Raw genomic sequence first — 20,098 nt, 5'->3', positions numbered from 1 at the left:
TATTAGTATTTATTTATTTGTCTATCATAACTTATGAAAACGTTTTCATCAAGCTTTTTTTAATAAAAAAGGAAGAAATTATAATTCTTCCTTAATTTCACTAATCATCCCATTCATCAATGGTATCTTTTATCCCATCAGGATTTCCATTCCAAGCAAAGTTACCATACCAAAGTGATCTTTTCTCTAAATCCAAGTTATTAATTAATTGTACATCTTCATTAGATAATTCAAAATCATAAATATCAGTATTTTGTTGAATATATTTTTCATGAGTTGATTTAGGAATTGCAATGATTTTACGTTGCATATCCCATCTTAAGATGATTTGAGCTGTAGATTTATTATATTTTTCAGCTAAATTAGTAATTTGTGGATTATTTAGAACTTCTCCTCCACCAAGAGGTGACCAAGCTTCAAGTTGAATATCATTTTGATCACAAAAATTCTTAATATCAGTTTCTTGTTCTAATGGATGAAATTCCATTTGATTTACTGCTGGAGTTATGGTTGCTTCAGATAATAAATCAGTTAAGCGCTCAACATTAAAGTTTGATACTCCAATTGCTTTTGCTTTTCCTTCATTATAGATTTTTTCTAAAGCTTTCCATGTTTCGTTATATTTTCCTGATACTGGCCAATGAATTAATAATAAATCAACATAATCAGTTTGTAGATTTTTCAATTGATTATCAAAGGCATCAAGAGTTGATTCATATCCTTCGTCACCATTAAAAATTTTAGTAGTTAAAAAGATATCTTCTCTTTTAAGTCCATTTTCTGATAAGCCTTTTGTTAATCCTTCACCTACACCACGTTCATTACCATATTGTTTGGCTGTATCAATTAATTTATATCCATGTTTTAATGCCCATCTAACGGATTGACTAGCAGTCTTATTTGCAGACTTCCATACACCCATTCCTAATAAAGGCATTTTAATTCCATTATTTAATGTAACAGTTGAATTCAAATCTAATTTCATAACCTAACACCTCCACTTAGTATGGTAGTATATGGGATTTATTTTGTCACATTATATGTTTTCTAAACTTTCTGAGCCAATTGTTTACCTTTTTATCAAAAAAGAACTACTATATACATGAAATCAAATGAAGGAGATCTTGATAATGACACAAACTTTAAATAACACTAAAGTTTTAGATTTACAAATGAAGGAAGCTTTTGATTGGAGCGATGATTCACTTCAAGTACGTGATGCTTTATGGGATCATTACATGGAAAATAATAACCATAACACCTTAAAAACTACTGACGATATGAAAAAGTATTTAGATATGTCTGATTCTGAAGTTAGAGAAGCAGCAGAAAAACTTCTTAAATAATTTAACAAAGTAAAAAAAGAAGCCAATTAATTGGCTTCTTTTTTTCTATTTTTTAAAATTAGGTCCCGAAGGAATACTTAAATTTTCTCTTTTCCTCTGTGCATATTGAAGAATATATACAGCAGTAATAACTAAAATTGCTCCTACAACTTCCCAAAAACTCAAAGGAGTTCCTAAAAATATAACTGAAAAAATAAAAGTTGATACTGGTTGAGCTGCATCAAGTAAACTAATAACCTCAGAAGAAGTAAATCTCGTAGCCCAAATTAATGATGTAAAAGTTAATAAAGTTCCAAATAAAATTATTCCAAAAATTCCAAGAACTGCACCACTAGAAAGTTTAGGAACATCCATGAATACTGGATGATTAATATTATATGCCAAACTAGCAATTAAGGTTCCCCATCCAAGTACAACAATCGGTGAATTATCTTCAGCTAATTTTCTAGGTAAAACAACATATAATGCAGCTGTAATACCAGCTACAATTCCCCAGATAAATGAAGGTAAAGGAATAGAAAGTTGCGTAAAGTCACCCTTAGTAATTGATAAAGCAACCCCTAATAAAGCAATCACAAAAACTAATAAATCAATTTTTAATGGTTTCTTTTTCATAAAAATAAATGAACCAATTGCAATAAATAAAGGAGCTAAATATTGTAGGATAGTTGCAGCTGCCGCATTACCTTGTTGAATACTTATGTAAAAGCTTCCCATGTTAGCAGCTAAACCAAATAATCCATATAAAACAATCCACATGATTGATTGCCATGATTTAAAAACATTGAAAATCTTACCACGATAAATAATTGCACTAATTATAATTAGAATCAACCCTGCTCCAGTCGTTCTTGCAGATAAAAACCAATCTGCTGGAATTGCTTCAGCATGTGAAACAAATTCTGTTATTACACCAGCAATTCCCCAAGAAATTGAAGCAAAAGTTGCTAATAAAATACCTTTTGTTGAGTTACTTAATTTACTCATCTTATTACACCTCAAAATTTTTTAACTAATTTATGTAGTTTACCATATTTTTTTTAATTTTGACTACTTTCTCTGAATTCATTTAATAATTCATCACTAACATAATCATCTAAAAATCGTTTCATTGGTTGATATTCATGTCTTCGATTGAATTTTAAAGGTTCATCTTTAATTATCATGACTCTTAAATTATTTTCTGTCAAAAAAATTTGACCAATCTTTTTAAATTTACCAGAAGTATGCTTTCCAATTCGCCAAATACTTATTTTATGATTATCAATTGGTTGATAATTTCCAGCATTATTTTGTTGAACAACAATTCCCCAGAAAATTCTTACATCATATTTATTTTTCATCTTTAATTATCCTTATAAAAAAAGTCTGAAAATTCAGACTTTAAATATCTAATGTTTTTTTATGCTTTCGTTTATAATCTTGCAATATATAAATTGCTAAAACAACTAAAATTGAACCAATTACTTCAACTATATTAATATCTACATGGAAGAAAATAATAGATAAAATAAAAGTCATAACTGGTTGAATTGCATCTACTAAACTAACTTCTTCAGAAGAAGCGAAATTCAAACTATATAATAAACAGATAAATGGAAGGATTGTTCCCAAAACAACTGCAGAAAGAATTCCAAGTACACTACCTACATTTAAATTAGGTACGCCAACCCAAACTGGTTGATGAATATTAAACATTACTCCAGCAATAAAAGTTCCCCATCCAAGAACTAAAATAGATGGATTATCTTTAACTAAAGGTCTTGGTATTACAACATAACCAGCTGCAGTAATTCCAGATCCAATTCCCCAAAGAAGTGAAACCATTGGAATAGATAATTGACTAAAGTCACCTCTAGTAATTGCTAAAAATACTCCAACTAAAGCAATCACAAAAACAATAATATCAATTTTTTGTGGTCTCTTACGCATAAATATTAATCCACCCAATAAAATAAATAAGGGTGATAAATACTGGAGAATAGTAGCTGCTGCTGCATTACCGGTTTGAATACTCATATAAAAAGTTAGTAAATTCAAGCCTAATCCAAAAATTCCATATGCAAGAATACAAATAATTGATTTTTTATCTTTAAAAACATTAAAAAATTTTGAAGGATAAATAATTGCACCAATTACTAATAATATAACACTTGCAATAATAGTTCTTGCTGATAAATACCATCCAGCAGGAATAGCAGCTGTTTGGGAAACATATTGTAAAACTGTTCCTGATATCCCCCAAAATGCTGATGCTAAAGCAGCCCAACCAATTCCCTTAACAACATTACTCTGCATTAGCTTTATTTTTTTTTCGCTCATAATAACACCTCAAATGTGTATTTTAATTTTCAAAACTATCTAATAGTATCAACAAAAAAAGATTTAAGCAATTTTTCATGTAAACAAAATTAACATTAAATCATCTTTATATTTTATTTAATTTTTTTATTTGGGATTGCCAAAATAAATACTGTACTTAGAACCATTACTCCACCAACTACTTCAAAGAAATTAAAACTGATGTTTAAAAATAAAACAGCTCCTAAAGTTGCTGATAATGGTTCAAAAGTACCTAAAAGTCCTGCTGTTGTTGGCGTTATATATTTCAAACTAGACATAAAACAAATAAAAGATAAAATTGTTCCAAATATTACAATAAATGCTACTACTAAAATACTTTTAAAATCTAATTCTGGTACATCCATCCAAAAAGGATGATAGATATTAAATAAAATTCCTCCAATAATCATTGCCCAACCAATAATTGGAAAAGTTGTATACTTATTTAATAAATTAACGGGCAGCATTGTTTGAATTGCACCTGCTAATGCTAACAATAAGCCAAAAAAGGTCGCATTAAATCCAATACCTAAATGGGTAAAATCACCTTTAGTAACTAATAACCATGTACCTATTAACGCAACAAAAACTCCCATTCCTTCTTGCAATGACGGAGCCTTTTTATATATCAAAATAGTCAATATAATAATAAATACAGTTCCTAAGCTTTGCATTATAGTGGCTACTGCTGCATTGCTGTATCTTACAGTAATCAAAAAAAGATATTGTACTGCTGAAAGTCCAAATACTGAGTATAAAATTAACACTACCCAATTTTTCTTATTCTTCCAAACATCTAAAATTTTCTTTTTTTGCACAAACTTTGTAAATAACAGAATTAATATACCGGCAAATAACATCTTTACACTCATTAACCATTCTGTTGAAAAACTATGATTTGAAAAAAGAGCCTGTGAAATTGGACCTTGAATTCCCCACATAATAGCTCCAGAAATAGCTAATAAAACTCCGATATATTTTTTTGAACTTTCCATACTATCCCTCAATCAACTTATATTATTAATTTAATCATTTGCTAATAAATAATTATATTTATCAAAACGATCAAAAAATGATACGGCATATGAACAAATAGGATTTATTTTAAAATTATCTTTTTTAGCTTTATCAATCATTTTCAACATTAATTTACCCGCTAATCCTTGATTTCTAAAGCTGGGATCAACATTTGTATGAGTAATATCATAAATACTATCATGTGCTACAAAATCAACTGAAGCCAAAATATTATTATTTTCATCTTTCAAATAAATACGATTTTCTTCATTAATCCATTCTTTCATTCTTACCATCTCCTTTTGAAATTATAACATATTAAAATAAAATCTTAATTGACTTAAAAATAAGCGTTAATTATAATTTATCTTAACAAATAAGACTAATAAAAAAGGAAGTAAAATTATGAAAATAGGTATTATGGGTTCAGGTCATATGGGTAGCGCAATTATTGAAGGGCTATCCAATAAATACCCAGTTGAAAATTTGTATGTTTACAATCATCGACTTTCTGATCACGTAAAAGAATTACAAAATAAAATACAATTTAATCTATCAGATCAATTAGAAACATTTGTTAACTATAATTTAGATGTTATTTTTGTTGTTACTCCAGTATTAGTAACTAAAAAAATCTTAAATCAATTAAATGAACTTAATTCTAAATCAATTATCATTTCTGCAGTTCAAGGAATTACTAGTGATCAAATAAAGCAAATCTTACCAAACAACAGTAATGCGATTACAATTCCAAACATCCCAGTTGCAATTAATCAAGGAACTATTGCACTTGCCAATTCAAAAAACTATAATAATCCACAGGATGAAAAAATTATTAATAATCTTCTAAATAGTTTAGGTAATGTAATTTCTGTTGATGAACAGAATTTTGGAATTGTTGGAACAGTTGGTGGTTGCGGACCTGCTTTTGTTGACTTATTTATGGATGCTCTAGCAGATGCTCAAGTACAAAATGGTTTGGATCGCAAAACCGCATATAAAGTGGCTGCTAGTATGGTATCAGGAGCAGGTCAATTAGCATTTCAGAAAGAAATATCCCCTGCGGATTTAAAAGATCAAGTTACATCTCCAGGTGGATCCACAATTAAAGGTGTTGTTGAATTAGATCACAACAATTTCCGTAGCACTATCAACAAAGCTGTTAATGCAGCTAATGGAACATTAAATAATTAAAAACGCCGATTAATCGGCGTTTTATTTTCGTTTTATTTTATTTAAATGGAGGTTTTATTTTGAAAGATAAAGTAAGTTTACAAACAAAATTATCTTTATTAGCAACAGCTCTACTTTCTTTTTGTGGAGTTTTAGTAGAAACATCAATGAATGTTACTTTTCCTGAGCTATCACAACTTTTTAACGTTTCTCTTGGTAGTATTCAATGGATTACAACTGGTTATCTTTTAACCGTAACAATTATTATGGGAACGACTGCCTTTGCATTTAAAAAATTTCCAATTAAAAACATTTTCATTTTAGCAATTTCCGCTTTTTTAATTGGAGATATTTTAGCAATTATTGCGCCCTCTTTTGTGGTTCTTTTAATTGCAAGAATTATTCAAGCAGTTGCAACTGGTTTAGCAATGCCAATGATGTATCAAGTAGTATTTACACAAATACCAGAATCGAAAATCGGATTATACGCTGGAATTACAGCTATGGTAATTTCTTTAGCCCCTGCTTTGGGGCCAACTTATGGTGGTATCTTATCTTCATTACTATCATGGCAATATATTTATATTTTGGTATTACCTTTAATTGTTATTTCATTCTTTATTGGAATTAAAGTAATTGATATTCAACCAAGAGGAAATGCAAAGAGATTTGACTACCCTAGTTTGATTTTACTTGCGCTAGCATTAATTACTTTAGTTTGGTCAACAAGTCAATTCGGAATCAGTGGTTCATCAAATTTAGTTAAATATGGATCAATTATTATTGGTTTAATCTTTTTATTTGGTTTCATCAAATTAAATAATCATGGTGAATCAGAAGTATTAAACGTTAAAATACTAAAAAAACCTGAAGTAGCTTTAAATGCAATTAACTATTTTATTTTGATGTTTATTAATATCGGTATTTCATTTGTAATTCCAATCTATGCAGAATCTGTTTTAGGACTTAGTCCGATGATTGCTGGATTAGTTTTACTTCCTGGTTCTTTAATTGGTGGTGTTATGGCTCCAGTCGCAGGTATGATCTATGATAGATATGGTGCCTTTGTTCCAATTACAACTGGACTAGTAATCGTAATTATTGGTACATCATTATTTGCACATCTACAAGATTTCTATACTGCCTTTTTAATGTTAGTTTTCTTTGCAATCGTAAGATTTGGTTTTAATCTTGCATTTTCCAATACTATTTCTAATGCTACTGCAAATGTAGATAAAAAAAATACTTCAGATGTCAATTCTATTTTCAATATGATTCAACAGTTTGCAGGTTCAATTGGAACAAGTATTTTAGCAGCGATTATTGCCTTTCATCAAAATCAAGTTATTGAAGGAGTTAGTAAAGTAGCCAAAACTTATGCTGGTGGTCATGTTGACTATCTATTATTAAGTATAATTGCAACAATTGCCTTAATTATCGCAATTATTAATTGGAATCTTCAAAGAAAAAATAAAATTAAAGCATAATAAAAAAGCCTTTTTTAAAGGCTTTTTTATTATCCAAGAAAATGTCTTAATTTACTCATTTTTTCAATTAATAATGTTCTAATTTCTTGATCATTAATGCTTACAACATCAGTTGCCAATTGTGAATGACTTTCTTGATCTTCATTAGTTGGTCCAGCATTAATTCCAAAAAATTCGCATAAATCATCAACATCAGTTTGAATTGCTGACCAAGCATCATTTTTACTAATTAAAACATCTAAAGCATCTTTGCTAAAGTATTGTAAAACATGTTTAAAATCATTTTTGATATTTGGATAATTCTTTTCTAATACTGAAAATTCTTCAGTAGATAAATTTTTCAATACTCTTCCAGAACCAATAATTTCTGGAGGAACTCCTACTGAGTAAAGTGCACCAGTGAAAGTAATTGCCCTTGGCATCTTATATCCATCTACATCTCTAGAATAACCAATCATTCCAACATGTTGTTGACGATCTCGACGTTTTGGAAATGCATCAAAAACTGATTGTAATTGATCAATTAATGAATCTAAAGTATTATGATATTCTTTTGCTGCTTTTTTAGAAATTTCCATTAGTGTATTTTGTTCAGTTTCACTAATTTCTTTAAATTCACTACTTTGTAATCCATTACGTAATCTAGTTACAGCATCTTTAACTTGATCAGTTGGAAAATCATATCTAAATGCTGATTGAATGGTAGCTGTTTTTAATCCCGGAAATTCTTCTAAATATCGATCAATTAATTCTGGTGAAAGTCCACCTCTAAAAATAGTACTTCCAGTTCCAGCAATTGGATAAACTGGTAACCCAGATTCTCTTGAAAATTCACCTAGCTTAGTTAGTGCTAATTTATTTCCAATAATACTATTTAAGAATCCATTTGATAGTGCTGAATCAGATCCAGCTAAGAATACGCGCATGTATTCAACATCTTTTCCAAAATGTTCTTTATATAATTCGAGATATTTTTTTAAAATTGCAGGAGCTTCTAACTGTGATTCAAAACTTTCAAATAAAGGAATCATTTCAAGAGTTTCATTATCTTCATGTCCATTTGAAAATTCTTCCTTTTTAAATTTTGCTAATGCAGCAAATTTATCTTCCATCGCAATTAATTGATCTGCATTTCTAGTCATTGGTAAAATTGCTTCAAATAATGGACGATTCTTAAATTCTAAATCAGAAGCAAAATCTTCAGCAAGCAACATGGTTGTCATTGCTTGCATTAAACTATAACCTTTTTCTTCCCATATATTAGGCAATCTAAAAGTTAAGAATTTATCTTTCCCAAGTGGATATTTTGAAAAATAATCATAATGTTTGGAATATAATCGATTAATTACTGAGGAATCAGCATGTTTACCTTCCCAATCCCACATATATTCATCTGCATCAAGTACAGAATAATTTTGGTAAGCTTCATCAATTTCTCTGAAAGCAGACACAAATGGATTATTATGGTGCTTAAAAAAAGGTACATTGGCATTATCTGGATGCTGAGTTCCCATAACACTTGGAATAATTCTTTTCACGGTTAAAATCCCCCTAATAAATCTTTACTGTAGTTGTTAAAATACTAGCATTTATACGTTAATGATTCAATCAAAAATTAAAAAAAGAACTAAACGTTCGTTTAATTCTTTAAATATTTTCTAATCGATTAAAATATTCAACTTTAATATCATTATCTTCGATAATTACCTTTGTTACACTTCCATTTTTAGTTGCTTCGCCAATATCCAAATCAGGAGCATAACGATCAACAATCGAACGAATTGTCATTCCATGGGATACGACTAAAACTTGATCACCATCATTACTATTTTTTCTAATTTTATCAAATCCTCGATCTAATCGTTTCCAAAAAGTTTTATTATCTTCAGCATTATTATATAAATCAGCTTTTGCAATTAAATCTCTTGCTTTTTCTAATCCAAAACTATTCAAAACTGTTGATTCATCATTTATTTTAACTTGTTGACCAACAAACTGCCACATTTGTTCCAAATTATCTCCTTCAAAATAACCATGGAATTGTTCACGTAGTTCTGGATATTGATAACGAATAATGTTCATATTATTTCGATTACATTTTAAAATTTCATCTCCAGTTTCAATTGCACGACCTGAATCACTAGTGAAAGCAGACTGAAAATTAATTCCAGATAATTTTGATCCCGCATTTTTAGCATCTTGAATTCCCTTTTCAGTTAAAGGTGAGTCAATCCATCCCTGTACTTTATTGTATAAATTCAAATAAGTCTGACCATGTCTTACAATATATGCAGTTATTTTCATTTGAATTTTCCTTATTTTAATATCTTTACAGTTATTCTACTATATTTAACTTGCTAAACTGAAGAATTTAGCATCACCTTTTAAAAAAAATAAATTAAGCATATAATAAAAAAGTTAATTTAAATAAAGGGTGTTATACATAATGAAAAAAATTAAAAAAATAATCTTTGATGAGCGAATTGAATATTTGTTTTGGGGAGTTTTAACTACCTTAGTATACTTAGTAACTAGACTAATTTCAGTTCATTTATTTACTAGTGATTTCATTCCAGTTTGGATTGCACAAATTGTTTCGATTACATTTGCTTTTATCGTAAATAAATTTTTTGTTTTTAATTCAAATGATCATACTAAATCTTTGATTATTCAAATTATTAATTTTGTATCTGGTCGATTAATTGTTTTCGTGCTGGATTATTTACTTACTTTTATCATGATTGATAAATTTTCTAATCTTTCAATTAAATTTTTATTTTTAAATAAAATTAATTATCATAGCGATTTCTTTAATATCGGTATTATTCACAAAACAATTGGGAATCCAGTTTTATTAAATACTTTCATTTGTGTGATGTTAATTCAAGTTTTAGCAATTGTAATTAATTATTTAGTTTCAAAATATTTTGCATTCAAATAAAAAAAGGATCTATTTCAGATCCTTTTTTTATTTACGAATTTTTTTTATTATTAATTGAGCAAAGATTAATATAAAACCAAATATAGAAATTAATATTCCTAATTTTAATCCTGGAACTTGATAATCAAATTGTAAATGGTGCTTACCAGGACTTAATTTTATCCCCATTAATCCACCAATAACATCTTTAGTTTCAATCTTTTTATCATCAGCTTTAACATTCCAACCTGGATCATTAGTAATGCCAAGAACTAACATATTACGTTGATGAGTTGCTTTAATTGATCCACTAAATTTAGAGCCAGCTTTTTGACCAGAATCTAATTTAAATTTATATGCTTGATTAGAGTTTATGAAACGATTAAATTTGGTTTCATCTAATCCAGCAAAATATTTATTGAACTTTTCTAATTTACTTGAAGCTAATAAATCAATTGAAATACTTTGATTCTTTTTAAAATTACCTAGTGAAATAATTTCTGTACCTAACATATTATAACGCTCAGGAATTTTCTTACCGTTAACTTTGATTTTATCACTAATCAGATTTTCTTTTGGTAAATACATATACTGTGGTCCAGTAGTTAATGCAGTAAGATCAACTTGATAATGATGCTTTTTCACTCGATTACCCAAAGAATCAAAGTAAGTTTGATCTTTAAATTTACCAATTCTTTCAATTGAAGGTCTAATCAAATACTTTTTATGATTATCAGCTTGTGATTGAACTAAACGATCTAAATTACTGAATACGTCATCACTAAATTCAAATTTATTAATTTTATCAGGATTCATATATCCCAATCCTGCATATTTTTTATTTTCTTTATATTGATACCCATCATTACTGATTGTTAATTGTTTTGAAACACCCAATAATTGATCAGTAATTTTAGTACTACCGACTACACTAATTCTTCTAGCATTTCGGCTAAATAAACCTAAATCATTTAAAACATCATGTGTTTTACTATCCAAAGTAGAACTATATCCGCTAACTCCATTAATATTGTATATTAAAGAATCATTATATTGATTATACGGATCATTAAAAATATTACTATATAATTGATTATCAATATCATAGCGTCCAAATTCATTGGAACTTTTATTTTTAGTCGAATCAATTATTTTTTTTGACTTATTATAAGTTTGTTCAAACTTAGCTTGTGACCCAAAAGGAATATTATTCAATGATAAATAAAAATTAGTTCCCAACTCAAAGGCAACTACGAATAATAAAACTATCTTTAAATACTTAGAATTACGAATATATTTAAAAATTAAAACAATCAGAACCACAAAAATCAACGCATAAAATAGATGTCTTAGACTAGTTATATATTGAATATGTCCAAGTGTTGATTTATTAATAAACCAATGTTTTGTAGAAGTTAAATTATTAACAATAAGTTGTTGTTGATATGCAAATAAATAACCTAAAACTAATGCTAAGGCTACATATATTCCTGATTTTTTAACTAATTTAAAATCAGAAAATGAACCTTCTACATAGGCTTCATAAGCAAGCATAATTGCAACAAAACTAATCATAAATACATTTCTATATGGAAAACCAGCTGGTAATTGAAACATATGAAAAACTGTATAAAATAGCGTTATCCACATGCTTAAAGCTAAAGATCCAATTAAAAATCCACTGGCTTTTTTTGATTTTTTCGTTATTTTATGACTAATGAAATATAAAATAACTCCCATTGCAATCAAAGTACCTGTAAAAATACTTGGATCATGTTTTAATCTACCCATAAAATCATTAGCGCCAACGCCTATATTTGTAAAAACTGCTGGACTAAATCTTGGATAAGGAATAAAACTAGAGAGTGAAAAGCTTCCTTTATCTGTTCCAAGCATTGAAATCATTGTTGGAATCAGTAACGCAGCCGATAGTAATCCAGAAATTATTGAATTTAATATATATTTGGTTGTCATTTTTGAATGATACTTAAGATACTTAAAGAAGCCTTCACCATCAGCTTTATTTTTAATAACTAAATAACTAAAGTAAATTACAGAATAAATACATGTCATATATCCCATGTAGTAATTAAAAATAATCATTAAAGTTAACGTTAAAACATAAACTCCCCACTTACTTCGGTAGAATAGTCTTTCAATTCCTAGTGTAACAAGTGGAAGCATTATCAAAGCTTCTAACCACATGAAATCATAAAAATACATTGCAACAAATCCACATAAAGCAAATGAAACTGAAGCAATTAATTGACCAATATCAAATCTTTTATATTTAATTCTCAAAAATAATGACATTGAAAGACCAATTAAACCAATTTTAATTAGAATTATGACATTAATTAGAATTGGTAATTTACTAATATCAAATAGACCAACTATTAAATTTAAAGGACTCATTAAATAATATGTATAAACTGGAATTGTATTATTACCAATTGATAATAAAAAAGAATAAGAACTAAAATTATGATTAACCAAATGATTTCTTAACATATTAAAGAAGGGAAAGTATTGCGTACCCAAATCACTAATTAAAAGATTATGATCTCCAAAAGGCGTAATTCCGTTTAAAGCAAAAACTACGCTAGCTACTAACACTGGAATTAAAAATGCTAATAAATAATTAATTGTTGATTTCATTTTTTTCATCGAAATAATTCTCCATAATTTAATTTTAACCTCTTACATTATGCCATAAATTATTCTTTTTTTAAAAAAAGGTTTAATTAACTTAATATAATTGAAAAAATACTGTTATCTCTGTGAATTATTTTTATACTAAAATGAATTTAAACAATATAAATTAAGGAGATTTAACAGATGAGACTAAGTAAAAAAATTATTTTAAGTTTATTGATTGCTACAGTAGCCATCATCGGTTTAGCAAGCAATGCATCAGCAAGTGGTAAAAAGATTGCTGATATATCACAATATCAGGGTAATATTAATTGGGCAAAAGCATCAACTGATTTAAAATACGTAATCATTAGAGCCCAAAGAGGTAGTGATGAAGTTGATACAAAAAAAGATTTCAACACAAAACAAGCAACCAAATACAATGTACCATTTGGACAATATGCTCGTACTAAATTCACTTCAACTTCTGAAGCAAGAAAAGAAGCAAGAGATTTCTATAAAAGAAGTAATAAAAACACAAAATTTTATGTAATGGATAATGAAACTAGATTCAATACTAGAATTAGAGAACAAAAATTTGTAGACGCATGGTATTCAGAGATGCGTAAATTAACTAACAAGCCTTTAATCTACTATTCATACCAAAACTTTGTTCATGTAAACAAAATCAATTACAGTCGTTTTGATGGATCTTGGATTGCTAATTACAGTACCACTCCTGATGTTAAAGCTGACTTACACCAATACACAAGTACTGGTCGTGTAAAGGGAATTAGTGGAAACGTTGATTTAGATCGTATGTTAAATCCAAGTAAAGTAAATAGCTGGTTTAAAGGTACTACTTCAAAAGCTAGTTATTATACTAAATTAAGAAGTAACCAAATTGTTACTAAGAAAAATATTAATGAATATTCAGATGTTAATTTAAGAAATAAAGTTGGTCGTGTTACTAAAGGTTCAACCTTAGATGTTATTGATGCTGAAAAAGGTTCTGGACGTGCTTACCGTTTTAAATTAAGTAATGGTAATTACGTATCTGCAAATACTACTTTTGCATCATTCAAATAAAAAAAGATTGGAATGTTTAATTCATTCCAATCTTTTTTTATAAACTTTCTTGATATTTATTTTGGATAAAATCAGCTGAATTTTGTAATTTCTTTAATTCATCTTTAGTTAAATCTAAATCTAATTGTTTTACTACTCCATTTCTTCCAATAACTGCAGGATATGATAAATAGATTCCATATTCTTCACGATAATTAGAAACAGGTAAAACTGTTAAGGCATCACTCATAACAATATTAGCTAAGCGAACTGCTGCAGTAGCAACACCATAGTTAGTATATTTTTTACCTGAAAAAACTGTAAAGCCACCTTTTCTAGCCTCATCATCTAATTGATCAAGATCTAAATTATACTTATCTACTAATTCACTAATTGGTCGATCAAATACTCGAACAGTTGACCATGCAGTAAATTGAGAATTACCATGTTCACCCAAATTGTAACCAGATACAGATCTAGAATCAATGTTCAACTTGTTAGCAACTGCTCTTTTCATTCTAGCCGAATCTAAAAGAGTCCCTGTACCAATTACTTGGCTTTTATCTAGACCAGTATACTTTTGATATAAGGATGTTATTACATCTACTGGATTAGTAATTGCAATAATAACGCCATGAAATCCCGATTCTTTAATTTTTTTTGAAACTTCTTTAACATTATCACGATTATGTACAAGTTCTATAAATCGATTATTTTGACCTTCTGGAGTATCCACTAATTTAATTTTTCCTAATGCAGAAATAATAACATCAGCATCTTTTAATTCTTCATACTGATTAACATAAATTTTAGTATGATTATCTAAATTAGGCATTGCTTCTTCAAAATCAATTGCATCAGATTTAACTTTGGCCTCATTCTTATCAATCATTACTAATTCATCAGTAAATCCGTTTGCTACAATATAATGTGCAACTGTTGATCCTACATGTCCATCACCAATTATTCCAATTTTTCTTGTCATATAATCCACCCTTTCAAGTTTATTGTTACTTATTTTACATCTATTAAAATAACTATCAACTAAAATTTTAATTTATAAATAAAAAAGCAAAACTTGATAACAAGTTTTGCTTTTTTAAGCTGCCAATGTAATATTTTTTAAGCTTCTTCTAATTTTATTTGCTTCTTCATATAATTTAGAATTCATTGCATCAATGTATTGACGATTAAATTGAAAAAGTTCTAATTTACTATTTTCAATCGTTAACATCATGTCACACAATATTTCAATTTTGTCACGATCAATTTGATCTTTTGTTTTGGATGGATTTGCTTGAATTTTTAATCTAGATATATAACCATCATAAATTAAATCATATGAAATTACATCAAGATTACTTTCTTTTGAATTATAAGCAAAATCAACATGCATAAACTGAAAGTCTTCTTTATTTTGAACCTTGTTATTGAAATCTTCATGTTCAATTGTTTCCATTGCTCCATCAATGAATTTTGGCGAAAATTTGCTAAAAATATTGTTGGTGGGTAGGTTTAAACTAATACATTCATCAAAACCTTTAATAATGCCTTCATAACTAAATTTGTTAAAATAAACACATTTTCCTGATTTGATATCTTGTACATAGAATAAGTCTGTCATATATAAAACCCCTTTAAATGAAACACGAACCTAGCTTTCCTAAGGCATTATTGGTTTGACAATAGTATTCACTATCTCTAAACACTATTATAGACTGAAAGTGCTAATTAGTTAAACAATTAACATTATTTTAATAAAATTGGAATATATCTAAATAAAGAGGGCCACCAAAAATATTGGTATGCCCTCTTTTCTTAATAGACAGTCTAAGTATCCAAATTAATGCTAGATATTCCAATTCATTGCATTCTAACCTTTAAAATCTAAAGTGTCAAACTGACTAACAACGTTTACCGCATTATTTATAATTAACCGCATTTTTAATTTTTTTAAAAAATCCACTATCATCATTTTTTAATAGCAAACCTTTATAATTTAATTTCACCCAATATAAACAAATTATTATAAAAACAAAACTAATTAGCAATGAAATTAAGATTCCAATTAAAGTTACATTGTCATTTGCAATTCTTGTATTCATTGTAAATGTTGATATAACCGGAATATAAGACACTATCTTAAAGAACAAAGCATCAGAATTATTACTTAAAAAGATGTTGATATAAAAACATAATAACAAGAAAATTGATACCGGTTGAGCAGCTTTTGAACTATCTTCTACTTTTCCAACTAATGCTCCTGAAATTGCAGAAATAAGGATAATAATAACTGCTCCTAAAATAAAATAAAGCAAATTAAAGCCAAACATATTCTCAATTACTTTATTTATCATATGTTGATTTTCATTAATTATCTTACCGATTGATGAAATTTCAGATATTACTCGATAGGCTACTAGACCTAATATAATATAAATAATAATTTGCGTTAATAACATTAGAATCGTTGCAATTACTTTCCCTGAGAAATATGTGAATGCATCAATACTAGATAAAATATATTCTGCCGTTTTAGAGCCCTTATCCTTAGCAATTGAAGTTGCTACTATAGACGAATAAGTTAATGTAAGGAAGAATAAAATTGTCATATAAATATAATTTGCACCAATAATCATATCCTTTTGATCTTCTTTTTCTTGATTATGTTTTGATTCATGATAATCAGAAACATAAGTAGGTTTTATTTTTAATTGATTGATTTGACGATTATTAATTCCAGAATTTTTTAAATTCAATTTTTGTTGTTCTTGGTTAATAGAAATCATCAAATCTTTTTTTAATTCATCATCAAACTGTTGATTACCAGAATATTTTAATTTAATTTGCTGATTTTTAGTATAAACATTAAGATATCCATCAATTTTTCCACTTTTAGTTGCTTTTTTAGCTTTGATTTCAGTATCGATAGATTTAATAACATTACTTGAATATTTTTGTTTAAAACTTTTAACTAATTCTGGATTTTTAGTAATCATTGCAATTTTAAAATCATTTTTATCACTACTATCATTACTATTAGAACTAGTTGAAACAAAATATCCAATAATTCCAGCAATAATTACAATAATGATTGGTGACAAAATCATAATAATAAAACTTTTACTTTTAATTTGTTCTTTATATGTATTCGAAATAACTACATTTAATTTATTCATGATTCAAAACTTCCCTTCTAAAGATATCATCAAGGCTTGGTGCTTGCTGGCTAAATTCCTCTAAATACTCACCATGACTAATTTGATTAAAGATTTCTCTTCCAGCATTTTCATCATCAATTTTTAATAAATAACGATTAGAACTTATTTTTGAAACATGAATAATATGCTTTAAATTGTTCAATTGTTCTATATCCATTGGAGTTTTAACATAAATATGATCTTTTTTAAATTGACCTTTTACTTCTTCAATTGTTCCATTTAAAACAACTCGTCCATTTTTTAACATCACTAAGTTATCACATACTTCTTCAAAATTAGCCATATTATGACTAGAAAAAATAATACTCGCTCCATCTGCTTTAGCTTCAAAAATTGCTTGCATTAATAAATCTGCATTAACAGGATCTAATCCACTAAATGGTTCATCTAAAATAATAAATTTTGGTTTATGAATTAAAGTACAAATCAATTGAACCTTCTGTTGATTTCCTTTAGATAAATTTTTGATTTTTGTTTTTAAATTTCCTTTTACTTCAAACTTTTCCATCCAATCTGGCAATACTTTTAAAATATTCTTTTTAGAACATCCCTTTAACTCAGCAAAATAAATTACTTGTTCTTTAATAGTTAGATCAGTTAATAGTCCTCTTTCTTCTGGTAAATAACCAATCACTTCCAATTTATTTTGATCAATTGGTTGATTATCTAACGTAATTTTTCCATCATATTTAATAAAGTTTAAAATACTATGAAAAGTTGTCGACTTTCCTGCACCGTTTTGTCCAATCAATCCAATTATTTGTCCCGTTGGAACATCAAAACTAACATTATTTAATGCATTAACATCATTAAATTGCTTTGAAACATTCTCAATATGTAACATTAATTCTCCTCCTCAACTATAAGTAAGAACTATTTTATCATGGATATATCTTGCTATGTATGAAGTCTATAAATCACAGACAAAAAAAACTTTGATATTAGTCAAAGTTTTAAAATCTGTTTCGTATTTTTTGATTTATTATATTTATCCAATTTAACTTGCTAGGTAATTTACCATTAAAAATAACTACAATTAAATCATAGTAACCTAGTATAAATATAATTAATAATAATATTTTTAAAAAATCAATCATTCAAATCATCCTTTCTGAAATCAAAGACATAATTTGAAATTAATTATCCCCAAACTCTTTTTGCTACATCAATAACCAATTTAATTTTATTCCATTGTTGTTCTTCAGTTAGCTTATTCCCTTCTTCAGTTGAAGCAAATCCACATTGAGTACTTAATGATAGTTTATCCTTTTCGACAAATTGACTAGCTTCTTCAATTCTTTTAATCAATGTATCTTCATTTTCTAATTCTGGTTTTTTTGAAGTAACTAATCCAAGCACAACCTCGTGATTTTCTTTTACATTTTCTAATGGAGTAAAATCACCTGATCTTTCATCATCAAATTCTAAATAAAAAGCATCGACATTTTCTTTTCCAAATAAAGTTTTAGCTACCTTTTCATATCCACCACTGGCAGCCCAAGTTGAAGCATAATTTCCACGACATACATGTGTACTAATTCTTAAATCTTCTGGTAAATTTTTTAAAGCTTCATTATTAAAACTTAAATATAAATTCTGTAAAGTATCGATATTAGTATAATCATCAGTAATTGTTTTTAAGAAATCATTATCAGCTAACATTCCCCATGTACAATCATCAAATTTAATATCACGACATCCTGCATTATATAGAGCTAATATTAATTCATGATATGCACTTCCGATATCTTTGATTAGTGCTTCATCAGTTGGATATACTTTTCTTAAAGCTTCCACATTTTCTTTTCCTCTTGTAAGTTCACCATATAGTTGAGCTGGTGCTGGAATACTTTGACGAGCAATAACATCTTCATTATCGCCAACTAATGATTGTAAAAATTTAAAAGCTTTTAAGTCTGGATGCTTTGAATTAAATTTAATTTTACCTTCAAGTTGAGCTGAATCATTTCTTGTTTCTACACCATGAAATAAATATCCATGTTCTTGCTTAGTATGTTTGATTCCATCAAAACCCCAAAAAGTATCTAAATGCCAATAACTTCTTCTAAATTCACCATCAGTAACTATTTTTAAACCAATTGATTTTTCTTTTTCTACTAGATGCTTTATTTCTTCATTTTCAATTTCAGTTAATTTATCTCTATCAATTGATTTATTATCGAAATAATCGCTTCGTGCATTTTTTAATTTCTCTGGTCTTAAAAAACTTCCAACAATATCATAATGTAAATCTAAATTTTTAACTTTTGGCATCTCATTTCCTCCTATACTTCTTTTCTTTCAAATGGTTCTGAACTAATTCCTTTAGCTAAAATATCTTTACTCCATTCTTTAGCTGAAAATAAAGAATGATCACGATAATTACCACAACTATATTTATCTGTACCTGGAACATCTTTCCATTCAACTTTATTTACAATATCTTCTAAAGCGCCTTTTAATGCTTCTGCAATTTCTTTAGTTGAATGTTCTCCCCAAACAATTAAATGAAATCCTGTTCGACAACCAAATGGTGAACAATCAATTACTCCATCAATTCGATCTCTTAATAATCCAGCTAAAACATGCTCGATTGTATGTAAACCTGCAGTTGGAATTGCATTTTCATTAGGTTGAACTAATCTCAAATCATAATTTGAAATTACATCTCCATTTTTACCTTTTTCTTCTGCAATTAATCTTACATATGGTGCTAAAACCTTTGTGTGATCTAATGAAAAACTTTCTACTTTTGCCATAATATCGCTCCATTCTCTAATTTTTATTTAATAATTAAATAAAAAAATCCGCTCCTAGCCAATTGCTAGAAGCGGATTTTTATCCACGGTACCATTCTAATTTGAGATTCACTTACACAAATCTCCTTAC

The 20,098-nt window shown here is 27.8% G+C and carries 20 protein-coding genes and 1 other annotated feature (1 of these 21 only partly in view); of the genes, 5 read left to right on the top strand and 15 right to left on the bottom strand.

Annotation, left to right across the window (positions count from 1 at the left end; genetic code table 11):
• Positions 1 to 100 precede the first annotated feature (100 nt).
• Complete coding sequence (locus GSH19_RS00420; RefSeq protein ID WP_237025941.1) at positions 101 to 985, bottom strand: aldo/keto reductase; 885 nt, start codon at positions 983 to 985, stop codon at positions 101 to 103.
• A 145-nt stretch (positions 986 to 1,130) separates the two neighbouring features.
• Here GSH19_RS00420 and GSH19_RS00415 point away from each other — a divergent pair, with 145 nt between their 5' ends.
• Complete coding sequence (locus tag GSH19_RS00415; RefSeq protein ID WP_237025940.1) at positions 1,131 to 1,346, top strand: hypothetical protein; 216 nt, start codon at positions 1,131 to 1,133, stop codon at positions 1,344 to 1,346.
• A 45-nt stretch (positions 1,347 to 1,391) separates the two neighbouring features.
• On the opposite strand, the gene GSH19_RS00410 is transcribed toward GSH19_RS00415, so the two are convergent.
• The 5 genes from GSH19_RS00410 to GSH19_RS00390 all read right to left on the bottom strand — a co-directional run bounded on the left by GSH19_RS00410 (position 1,392) and on the right by GSH19_RS00390 (position 4,993).
• A complete protein-coding gene (locus GSH19_RS00410; protein WP_237025939.1) occupies positions 1,392 to 2,333 on the bottom strand; it encodes a DMT family transporter in 942 nt (313 codons plus the stop codon).
• Positions 2,334 to 2,386: 53 nt separating this feature from the next.
• The gene (locus tag GSH19_RS00405) at positions 2,387 to 2,689 is read right to left on the bottom strand and encodes a hypothetical protein (RefSeq protein ID WP_237025938.1); all 303 of its coding nucleotides are present in this window, start codon (positions 2,687 to 2,689) and stop codon (positions 2,387 to 2,389) included.
• Between the two features lie 40 nt (positions 2,690 to 2,729).
• A complete protein-coding gene (locus GSH19_RS00400; protein ID WP_237025937.1) occupies positions 2,730 to 3,668 on the bottom strand; it encodes a DMT family transporter in 939 nt (312 codons plus the stop codon).
• A gap of 113 nt (positions 3,669 to 3,781) precedes the next feature.
• Positions 3,782 to 4,684 (bottom strand): DMT family transporter, encoded by a 903-nt coding sequence (locus tag GSH19_RS00395; RefSeq protein WP_237025936.1) that lies wholly within the window; start codon positions 4,682 to 4,684, stop codon positions 3,782 to 3,784.
• Positions 4,685 to 4,714: 30 nt separating this feature from the next.
• Entirely contained in the window at positions 4,715 to 4,993 is a 279-nt protein-coding gene (locus tag GSH19_RS00390; protein WP_237025935.1) for a GNAT family N-acetyltransferase, read from the bottom strand.
• Between the two features lie 118 nt (positions 4,994 to 5,111).
• On the opposite strand from GSH19_RS00390, the gene proC reads away from it, so the two are divergent.
• Together proC and GSH19_RS00380 are read left to right on the top strand one after the other, a co-directional pair.
• Positions 5,112 to 5,900 (top strand): pyrroline-5-carboxylate reductase, encoded by a 789-nt coding sequence (gene proC / locus GSH19_RS00385; protein WP_237025934.1) that lies wholly within the window; start codon positions 5,112 to 5,114, stop codon positions 5,898 to 5,900.
• 59 nt (positions 5,901 to 5,959) lie between these two features.
• On the top strand, positions 5,960 to 7,366 hold the full coding sequence (locus GSH19_RS00380) for an MFS transporter (protein WP_237025933.1): 1,407 nt from the start codon (positions 5,960 to 5,962) through the stop codon (positions 7,364 to 7,366).
• A 29-nt stretch (positions 7,367 to 7,395) separates the two neighbouring features.
• Here GSH19_RS00380 and ppcA read toward each other — a convergent pair whose 3' ends face one another.
• Positions 7,396 to 8,880: a phosphoenolpyruvate carboxylase gene (gene ppcA, locus GSH19_RS00375; RefSeq protein WP_237026124.1), complete on the bottom strand. Its 1,485-nt coding sequence runs from the start codon at positions 8,878 to 8,880 to the stop codon at positions 7,396 to 7,398.
• A gap of 133 nt (positions 8,881 to 9,013) precedes the next feature.
• On the bottom strand, positions 9,014 to 9,670 hold the full coding sequence (locus tag GSH19_RS00370) for a histidine phosphatase family protein (RefSeq protein WP_237025932.1): 657 nt from the start codon (positions 9,668 to 9,670) through the stop codon (positions 9,014 to 9,016).
• A gap of 142 nt (positions 9,671 to 9,812) precedes the next feature.
• Between GSH19_RS00370 and GSH19_RS00365 the strand changes: the two genes are divergently transcribed.
• Positions 9,813 to 10,307, top strand: a complete 495-nt coding sequence (locus GSH19_RS00365; protein WP_237025931.1) for a GtrA family protein — start codon at positions 9,813 to 9,815, stop codon at positions 10,305 to 10,307.
• 27 nt (positions 10,308 to 10,334) lie between these two features.
• Here the strand turns inward: GSH19_RS00365 and GSH19_RS00360 are convergent, their stop codons facing one another.
• Positions 10,335 to 12,953, bottom strand: a complete 2,619-nt coding sequence (locus tag GSH19_RS00360) for a YfhO family protein (protein WP_237025930.1) — start codon at positions 12,951 to 12,953, stop codon at positions 10,335 to 10,337.
• Between the two features lie 171 nt (positions 12,954 to 13,124).
• On the opposite strand from GSH19_RS00360, the gene GSH19_RS00355 reads away from it, so the two are divergent.
• A complete protein-coding gene (locus GSH19_RS00355) occupies positions 13,125 to 14,009 on the top strand; it encodes a GH25 family lysozyme (RefSeq protein ID WP_237025929.1) in 885 nt (294 codons plus the stop codon).
• Positions 14,010 to 14,046: 37 nt separating this feature from the next.
• Here GSH19_RS00355 and GSH19_RS00350 read toward each other — a convergent pair whose 3' ends face one another.
• The 6 genes from GSH19_RS00350 to GSH19_RS00325 form a co-directional block, all read right to left on the bottom strand.
• Entirely contained in the window at positions 14,047 to 14,973 is a 927-nt protein-coding gene (locus GSH19_RS00350; protein WP_237025928.1) for an L-lactate dehydrogenase, read from the bottom strand.
• A 114-nt stretch (positions 14,974 to 15,087) separates the two neighbouring features.
• Complete coding sequence (locus GSH19_RS00345) at positions 15,088 to 15,612, bottom strand: hypothetical protein (RefSeq protein ID WP_237025927.1); 525 nt, start codon at positions 15,610 to 15,612, stop codon at positions 15,088 to 15,090.
• A 298-nt stretch (positions 15,613 to 15,910) separates the two neighbouring features.
• Positions 15,911 to 17,167 (bottom strand): ABC transporter permease, encoded by a 1,257-nt coding sequence (locus tag GSH19_RS00340; RefSeq protein ID WP_237025926.1) that lies wholly within the window; start codon positions 17,165 to 17,167, stop codon positions 15,911 to 15,913.
• Positions 17,160 to 18,053: an ABC transporter ATP-binding protein gene (locus tag GSH19_RS00335; protein ID WP_237025925.1), complete on the bottom strand. Its 894-nt coding sequence runs from the start codon at positions 18,051 to 18,053 to the stop codon at positions 17,160 to 17,162. The genes GSH19_RS00340 and GSH19_RS00335 overlap by 8 nt, the downstream gene beginning before the upstream one ends.
• 296 nt (positions 18,054 to 18,349) lie before the next feature.
• Positions 18,350 to 19,483 (bottom strand): 5-methyltetrahydropteroyltriglutamate--homocysteine S-methyltransferase, encoded by a 1,134-nt coding sequence (locus tag GSH19_RS00330; RefSeq protein ID WP_237025924.1) that lies wholly within the window; start codon positions 19,481 to 19,483, stop codon positions 18,350 to 18,352.
• Between the two features lie 11 nt (positions 19,484 to 19,494).
• Positions 19,495 to 19,968 (bottom strand): S-ribosylhomocysteine lyase, encoded by a 474-nt coding sequence (locus GSH19_RS00325; RefSeq protein WP_237025923.1) that lies wholly within the window; start codon positions 19,966 to 19,968, stop codon positions 19,495 to 19,497.
• A 64-nt stretch (positions 19,969 to 20,032) separates the two neighbouring features.
• Positions 20,033 to 20,098: a binding site (T-box leader), on the bottom strand (it continues 170 nt past the right edge of the window).

This window comes from Lactobacillus sp. S2-2, from assembly GCF_021698855.1.
GTDB lineage: Bacteria > Bacillota > Bacilli > Lactobacillales > Lactobacillaceae > Fructilactobacillus.
This window is presented reverse-complemented; position numbering and strand designations above follow the sequence as displayed.